Raw genomic sequence first — 6,427 nt, 5'->3', positions numbered from 1 at the left:
ATACGTCTTGCCCGTCCCCGTCGGACCGATCAGCAAGATGTTCGACTTCGCCAGCTCCACGTAGTCCGGGTCGTCGGCCGAGGGCGCCTCGCCCGCCTCCTCGGCGGCAGCGGCGGCACGCACGCGCTTGTAGTGGTTGTGTACCGCGACGGCCAGCGCCCGCTTCGCGCCGTCCTGCCCGACGACGTACCGGCTGAGGTGCGCGAAGATCTCGTGCGGGGTCGGCAGCGGCCCGTCACCGGTGACGACGTCCTGCGCGGCGGCCTCCGTCTCGCGGTCCTCCTCGACCATCTCGAGGCACAGCGCGACGCACTCGTCGCAGATGAACACGCCCGCCGGTCCGGCGATGAGGCGCTTGACCTGCCGCTGGGACTTGCCGCAGAACGAGCACGTGAGCGCGTCGGCCGCGCGTGGCCCGCGCTGGCCGCGGGGTGTGCCGTCGTCGGTGCCGTCGGAGCGTGCCACGGGGGCCTCCAGTCGGTGGGGGTAGCGGTCGACTGCGGCCGATCGTAGCCCGCGCCCATGACATGCCGGGCGACGCCCCGCGCCGTCCGGCGCGGAGCCTCAGGCGCGCGACGCCGGGGCGACCTCGCGCGCCCGGACCGGTGCGACGACGTCGCGCACGTCCGCGGGCACGGCCGCCCGGGCGGCGCGACGTCGCGCCGCGGACCGGCGCACCCCCTTGTCCGCCTCGACCACGAGCGGCACGACGAGCGACACGACGAGGCACGCGAGCCACTGGCCCGACGTGAGGCTCGTCGTCTGCAGCAGCTCCTGGAGGATGCGCGACTCGACCATGAGGATCGTCAGCACGACCGGCACGGTGAAGATGAGGAGCGGCTTGAGCACCGGGGGAGTGAGCCCCGACTCCGGGTCGCGGCGCATGGCGAGCCCACCGAGCACGGACCCGAGGGCCATGACGACGAACGCCATCGTCACCGGGACGGACGGGCCGTCGGAGCGCATCTCGCCGGGCGCCAGGAGGAGGGTGGCGAGCGTGACGCCGAACAGCACCACCCCGTAGAGGAGCCAGCGGCTCACGGCGTGCGCGTTGGTGATCGTGACCTTCGGGTCGCGCGGCGGGCGGCTCATGATCGCGTCGCTCGGCGGGTCGAGCATGATGACGATCACCGGGAACAGGGTGACGAAGAAGTTGAGGAACAGGACCATGAGCGGCGACAGCGGCACGCCGTCGTTGATGTCGAAGACGCTCGCCGTGAGGAACAGCAGCACCAGCCCGAACAGCCCGGCCATCTGGTACCGCACGTAGGACACGATCTTCTCGTAGATGCTGCGGCCGAGGCGGATCGCGGTGACGAGCGTGCCGAAGTTGTCGTCCGTGAGGATCATCTTCCCGGCCTGCTTGGTCACCTCGCTCCCGGACCCCATCGCGACGCCGATGTCCGCCTGCTTGAGCGCCGCGGCGTCGTTCACGGCGTCGCCCGTCATCGCGACGACGAGCCCCTCCGACTGCATGAGCCGCGCGAGCCGCAGCTTGTCCTGGGGGGTGACGCGCCCGAACACGTGGAGGTTCGGCAGCGCGGCCAGCAGCTCGTCGTCCGTCATCGCCTGGATGTCGGCGCCGCTCGCGGCGCCCGGCCCGAGCCCGAGCTCCTTGCCGATCGCGGCGGCGGTGATCGCGTGGTCGCCCGTGATCATGCGGACGTCGATCCCGGCGCCCTGCGCGACGCGCACCGCCTCGACGGACGAGGGGCGCAGCGGGTCGATGATCCCGACGAGGCCGACGAAGACGAGGTCGGTGACGAACGACATCGGGTCGGCCTGGACGTCGGCGTCGGGCACGTCGAGCCGGCGCACGGCGAACGCGAGGACGCGCAGGCCCTGCTCCGACAGCTCGCGGTTCGCGTCGAGGACCTCCTCGCGCGCCGCGTCGATCCCGACGACCGTCCCGTCCGGGCGCAGCATCCCCGAGCAGCGCGCGAGCACGACGTCCGGCCCGCCCTTGACGACCCCGGCGAGCCGCGTCTCGCCCTGGAACGGCACGTGGTGGAACGTCGCCATGAACTTGTAGTCGGAGTCGAACGGGACCTCGGCGACACGCGGATAGGCGCGGCGCGTCTCCTCGGCGTCGACGCCCATCTTCGCGGCGAGCACGACGAGCGCCGCCTCGGTCGGGTCGCCGACGACGTCCCCGGCGTCGGACACGGTCGCGTCGCTGTCGAGGCACAGCCCGTACGCGAGGTAGGTGAAGTCGGGCGCGGGAGCCCCGGCCGCCTGCCGGATCGTGCCCTGCTTGGCGTACCCCTCGCCCGCGACGGTGTACCACTCGCCCCGGAACCACAGGGACCGGACCGTCATCTGGTTCATCGTCAGGGTGCCGGTCTTGTCCGAGTTGATGGCGCTCGTCGCGCCGAGCGTCTCGACGTCGGCGAGGTTCTTCACCACGGCCTTCGCGGCGGCGAGCTGCTTCGCCCCGTACGCGAGCATCCCCTGCACGAACGTGGGCAGGCTCGTGGGGATCGCGGAGATCGCCATGGAGATGCCGAGCAGCAGGAGCGCGGTGATGCTCTGCCCGCGCGCCAGGCCGATCACCACGATGATCGCGACGGCGCCCCACGCGACGAGGCCGAGGACCCTCGTCAGCGAGTCGAGCTCGCGCTGCAGCGGCGACCGCGTGGTCCTCACCGCCGAGAGCATGGACGCGATGCGGCCCATCTGCGTGCTCATGCCCGTCTCGGTCACGACGATCGTCGCCGTGCCGCGCGTGACGGACGTGTTCTGGAACGCCATGTTCACGCGGTCGCCGAGCGCGACGTCCGTGGACGCGAGCGCGGGCGCGGACTTGCCGATCGGCGCGCTCTCGCCGGTGAGCGCGGCCTCCTGGGTCTCGAGCGTCGCGGACCGCAGGATGCGGCCGTCGGCGGGCACGACGTCCCCCGCCTCGAGCTGCACGACGTCGCCCGGCACGAGGTCGACCGCCGGCACGCTCGCGACGGAGCCGTCGCGCACGACGCGCGCCTGCGGCGTCTGGGTGCGCGCGAGGGCGTCGACCGTCGCGCGCGCCTGCACCTCCTGCCGCGTGCCGAGCACGACGTTGAGCACGACGAGCGTCGCGACGATGACACCCACGGGGTGCTGGCCGATGGCGACGCTGACGACCGCGACCGCGACGAGCATGATGTTCATCGGGTCCGCGAGCTGCCCGAGCAGGATCCGCCACCGCGACGGCGGGGGCTCGGCGACGATCTCGTTGGGGCCGTCGCGCTCGAGGCGCGCGCGGGCCTCGGCGGCGGTGAGGCCGTTCTCGGCGTCCGACCCGAGGGCCGCCACGACCGCGGTCGCGTCCTGGGCGTACCAGGCGGGACCCTCGGCGGACCCGGTGCTCGACGTGCTGGGGGAGCCGGAGGCGTGCGGGCCGGCCTCCGGGGCCGTAGCGCTCATGGCCCGATCGTGGCACCGAAGGCCGCGGACGGCGCGGGGAACGACGCCGCCCGCCCGCGGACCGCGGGGCTGCGGTCGGGCGGGCGGGCGGTGGCCGGGGGGAGGCGGGTCAGGCGCGCCGGTCGCGCAGGGCCTTGACCCAGACGTCGACGACGTCCCACGCGGCGATGACCACGGTCCCGGCGATGACGACGTTCGGGAGCCACGTGAGGGAGTCGCCGCCGGACGCCTCGAGGAACGCGGGGTTCACGAGGCGGTCGACGCTCGCGAGCCACACGACGACGCCCGCGAAGAGCACGGCCGTGACGGTGTTGACGACGGCGAGCCCCACGGTCCACCGGCCCCGGACGTACGTGAGGATCGTGAGCACGACGTCGACGGCGACGACCGCGAGGAGCGCGAGCGTCCACGTCGGCCACATGTCCGGGTGCAGCACCGGGATCGCAGTGCCGTCGGGCTCGTGGAACCACGAGACGGTGCGCTGGAGCAGGAGCGCGGCCGCGACGAGCGCGAGCAGGCCGACCGACACGACCGTGTCGACGAGCGAGACGGCGCGGGGCGCGCGCTCGGTGGGGAGGCGGTCGACGGTCCACGGGCCGCCGGTGAGGTCCTCGGGGCCGCGGGGATCGCCGTAGCGCTCGAGGAGGACGAACACGAGCGTGGTCCAGAACGCGATCTGCAGCGCGACGTTCGCCGCGGTCCAGACGCCGCTCCAGATCGCCGACCCGACGGCGTCGCCCTCGACGAGGCCCGTGGTGAGCACGATCGCTCCCGGGACGAGGCTCACCCAGAGGAGCAGCTTGAGCAGGCGCAGCCAGTCGAGGTAGTACGCGGGGCCGATGAGGTGGAGCGGCCGGTCGGCGAGGTCCGCGGCCAGGCGGTCCGGGTCGCCGAGGTCGTTGAGGACCTCGGTCTCGGCCCGGTCCGGGTCGGCGCCCGCCTCGACCTTGGCCTCGATCGCGTCGGTGACGGACGCGCGCAGCTCCTGCTCGAGGTCGGCGTGCTGCGCGGCGGGGACGCGGCGCAGCGTCGCGGCGACGTAGCGGTCGGTGAGCGTCATGACGTGCCTTCCTGGGAGTCGATGGTCTGCAGGCTCCGTGCGGTGGCGAGCCACTCGTCGAGCAGGGAGCGGGCGAGCGCGTCGCCCTCGGGGGAGGTCCGGTAGAACTTGCGCGGCCGGGCCTCGTCGGTGTTCCACTCGCTGACGAGGAGGCCCTGCTTCTCGAGGCGGCGCAGGAGCGGGTAGAGCGTGTTGGCGTCGACGGGGACCCCGGCCGCGGCGAGCGCCTCGAGGAGCCCGTAGCCGTAGCCGGGCCGGCGGAGCAGGAGCAGGCTCGCGACGACGACGGAGCCGCGGCGCACCTCCTGGCTGTGCCCGGCGAGGATCTCGGGATCGGTCATGGCTGACACCATAGTGTGTGTCACACACTATACGCAAGAGGCACAACATCGTGTGGCCGCGCGGGCGCTAGACTGGAACGGTTCCAGAGAAGAGTGCGTCGTACCTGCCGCGGGAGGGCTCGTGACCGACCTGATCGACACCACCGAGATGTACCTGAAGTCGATCTACGAGCTGCAGGAGGAGGGCATCCCCCCGCTGCGCGCGCGCATCGCCGAGCGCCTCGGGCACTCGGGCCCCACCGTGTCCCAGACCGTCGCGCGGATGGAGCGCGACGGGCTCGTCGTCGTCGGCGGCGACCGCCAGCTCGAGCTCACCGCGCTCGGTCGCCAGACGGCCGTGCGCGTCATGCGCAAGCACCGCCTCGCCGAGCGGCTCCTCACCGACGTCATCAAGCTCGACTGGGAGCAGGTGCACACCGAGGCGTGCCGCTGGGAGCACGTCATGAGCGACCTCGTCGAGCGTCGCCTCGTCGGCCTCCTCGACCACCCGGCGCACGACCCCTACGGCAACCCGATCCCCGGCCTGCGCGAGCTCGGCGAGGACCTGCCCGAGGTCGGGTACCTCCAGGGCGTCGTGTCCCTGCCGGCCCTCCTGGCCGCGCGCGGCGCGACCGCGGGCACGGAGGTCCGCGTCGTGCTCCAGCGCATCGCCGAGCCCGTCCAGGTCGACGTCGACCTGCTCGCGCGGTTCGCCGAGGCCGGCCTGTTCCCGCGCCAGACCCTCGTCGTCACGGTCGGCGACGGCGTCGTCACCGCGTCCGGCGAGGGCGCGACGACGGTGCTCGACCTGCCGATGGACGTCGCGCGCCACCTCTTCGTCACCGCGGACTGAGCGCGGGCGCCGTCCCGGGCCTCGCGTCTCCGCGCCGCACGTCGAGGGCAGCGGGTGAAGTCTCGCGCTCGTGTGTCCGGCCGCGCCCCGGATCCCTAGCCTGACGGTAGACCCGGACGACGGCGCCGGTCCGGTGGACCGGTCGCCGCGTGCGGGTCCCGGGGCCGGCGCCCGCCGCCCCGGTCGGACGACAGCAGGGGGACACGATGACCGACACGACGACGGTGGACAAGGAGATCCTGGTCGCGGACTTCGCGCGTGCCACGGAGGGCGCGCTCGACCCGGAACTGGTCGAGGCGGCCTCGGAGCGGCTGCGGAGCCTGACCACGGCCCACTCCGCGCAGGGGTCCGTCGCGAGCATGATCTTCTACCTGCAGGTGGCGGTGGACATCGAGGGCGGCAAGAGGTTCCGCGGGCACGCCGGCGGCATCTCGACGCCCGGCGGCGGCGGTGCCTGGGGCGACGTCTACACCGACGACCTCGACCGGCTCTACTCCTCGACGAAGAGCTTCCAGTTCAACGCGACGCCGGTCTACTTCAACGTGAACTTCTTCGACAAGAGCTCGCACCTGCTCGGCCACTTCCAGGCCGGGGCGTTCTCGACCGCGCTCGGCACGGGCGGCGGCACGGGTTCCTGGTCGTAGGCCACGGCCCGGACGCGACGGACCCCGGTCCGCGCGGCGCCTCGTGGGGCGTCGTGCGGGCCGGGGTCCGCGTCGTGAGGGGTGTCAGGCGGGGACGATGAGCCCGGCGGTCTGGTTCTTGGCGCGCTGGAGGCGGGCCTCGGCGTCG

The 6,427-nt window shown here is 73.2% G+C and carries 6 protein-coding genes; 2 read left to right on the top strand and 4 right to left on the bottom strand.

The window, feature by feature from the left end:
- From GYH36_RS18645 to GYH36_RS18630, 4 genes are all read right to left on the bottom strand, one after another.
- Nucleotides 1-465: ClpX C4-type zinc finger protein (locus GYH36_RS18645; RefSeq protein ID WP_312028714.1), on the bottom strand; the 465-nt coding region annotated here is incomplete at its 3' end.
- Between the two features lie 99 nt (nt 466-564).
- Nucleotides 565-3,402: a cation-translocating P-type ATPase gene (locus tag GYH36_RS18640; RefSeq protein WP_162290636.1), complete on the bottom strand. Its 2,838-nt coding sequence runs from the start codon at nt 3,400-3,402 to the stop codon at nt 565-567.
- A 109-nt stretch (nt 3,403-3,511) separates the two neighbouring features.
- Nucleotides 3,512-4,462, bottom strand: a complete 951-nt coding sequence (locus GYH36_RS18635; protein WP_162290634.1) for a permease prefix domain 1-containing protein — start codon at nt 4,460-4,462, stop codon at nt 3,512-3,514.
- Nucleotides 4,459-4,803, bottom strand: coding sequence for a PadR family transcriptional regulator (locus tag GYH36_RS18630; RefSeq protein WP_024842391.1), 345 nt, complete (start codon nt 4,801-4,803; stop codon nt 4,459-4,461). Before GYH36_RS18630 ends, GYH36_RS18635 begins: the two co-directional genes overlap by 4 nt.
- A 121-nt stretch (nt 4,804-4,924) precedes the next feature.
- Between GYH36_RS18630 and GYH36_RS18625 the strand changes: the two genes are divergently transcribed.
- Together GYH36_RS18625 and GYH36_RS18620 are read left to right on the top strand one after the other, a co-directional pair.
- Nucleotides 4,925-5,635 carry an iron-dependent transcriptional repressor DtxR gene (locus GYH36_RS18625; RefSeq protein ID WP_115941577.1) on the top strand — a complete coding sequence of 237 codons (711 nt, stop codon included), beginning with the start codon at nt 4,925-4,927 and terminating at the stop codon, nt 5,633-5,635.
- 206 nt (nt 5,636-5,841) lie between these two features.
- Entirely contained in the window at nt 5,842-6,279 is a 438-nt protein-coding gene (locus GYH36_RS18620; RefSeq protein WP_155100166.1) for a VapA/VapB family virulence-associated protein, read from the top strand.
- The last annotated feature ends 148 nt before the right edge of the window (nt 6,280-6,427 follow it).

It is taken from the genome of Cellulosimicrobium composti, from assembly GCF_010287905.1.
GTDB lineage: Bacteria > Actinomycetota > Actinomycetes > Actinomycetales > Cellulomonadaceae > Cellulosimicrobium > Cellulosimicrobium composti.
Note: the sequence above shows the minus strand (reverse complement) of the source record. Positions and strands in the feature narration are given on the sequence as shown.

Bases quoted from the DNA above. Each gene is read 5' to 3' on its own strand.
- GYH36_RS18640 (WP_162290636.1), bottom strand. From the start codon at position 3,402: ATGAGCGCTACGGCCCCGGAGGCCGGCCCGCACGCCTCCGGCTCCCCC.
- GYH36_RS18635 (WP_162290634.1), bottom strand. From the start codon at position 4,462: ATGACGCTCACCGACCGCTACGTCGCCGCGACGCTGCGCCGCGTCCCC.
- GYH36_RS18630 (WP_024842391.1), bottom strand. From the start codon at position 4,803: ATGACCGATCCCGAGATCCTCGCCGGGCACAGCCAGGAGGTGCGCCGC.
- GYH36_RS18620 (WP_155100166.1), top strand. From the start codon at position 5,842: ATGACCGACACGACGACGGTGGACAAGGAGATCCTGGTCGCGGACTTC.